At 35.0% G+C, this 860-nt stretch carries 1 protein-coding gene; it reads left to right on the plus strand.

What is annotated here, in order from left to right; translation table 11 throughout:
* The first annotated feature begins 259 nt into the window (after positions 1 to 259).
* Positions 260 to 745 (plus strand): BA14K family protein, encoded by a 486-nt coding sequence (locus ACFINZ_RS10250; protein ID WP_011181408.1) that lies wholly within the window; start codon positions 260 to 262, stop codon positions 743 to 745.
* Positions 746 to 860: the final 115 nt, after the last annotated feature.

Genomic DNA, 860 nt, shown 5'->3' on the forward strand with positions numbered 1-860 from the left:
TTGCTCCCGACATTTCTCGTAAACGAGCGATAATTTCCATATTCCTTATGAGTTTAGATTTATCAATAAGATAATAAGGAGTTTTAATCATTTTTTATCCACTTTTTGAAGGATCTTATTCTTGAGACTAACGTTTAGTACATGGAGTAGCAGAATGTCTCAAGCGAAAAAGAATCGTAAAAGAGAATCTACGTATCGTTTTGTGATGAAAATACTCTTTGTAATCTAATTTTGGTTCCGTTTTTGTGAGATTTGTATTATGCCTATGATGAAGAGTTTTTATTATGCTTTGATTATTACACTTATCGGAAGTGTTTTCGTAATAGTAACCAATATCATTGTTTCTGCGCAAAAAAGTGATCCTGAGGTGAGGGCATCTTACCCATTTTCTGTTCAAGAGAATACAGTTCCTTTGATTGTTACAGGGCGTAGGGAACTTAATGGTTTCAAAGGCTATCGTCATTATCGACGTGGTTATCGTAAATATAGTGATGATTGGTGGTATCCTGAAACGGCATTCGTTGCATTTCCCCATCTAAACGCAAAGCACGTGCCCTTAAAAGAAAGATCAGCTTCGCAAAGAATGCTTTTGATTTCTTCTTTGAAAGAAAAAGAACCATGGATGCTTAAACAACATCTTGATTCTTGTCGTGCGCGTTATCGTTCTTACAATGAAAATGACAATAGCTATCAGCCTTATTATGGACCTCGTAAGCAGTGTCTTTCTCGCTTTTTTAAGAGATAGAACAATGAAAAATCTTTAAGGCACTTTGCATGGAACAGTTTTTTCATCTAACGGTTGTGTCGTGAAAAGTTTAACTGCTTTTAAGTTTTAGTAAATCTTATTGTGTGGAATGCTA

This window comes from Bartonella sp. AA81SXKL, assembly GCF_042196945.1.
GTDB lineage: Bacteria > Pseudomonadota > Alphaproteobacteria > Rhizobiales > Rhizobiaceae > Bartonella.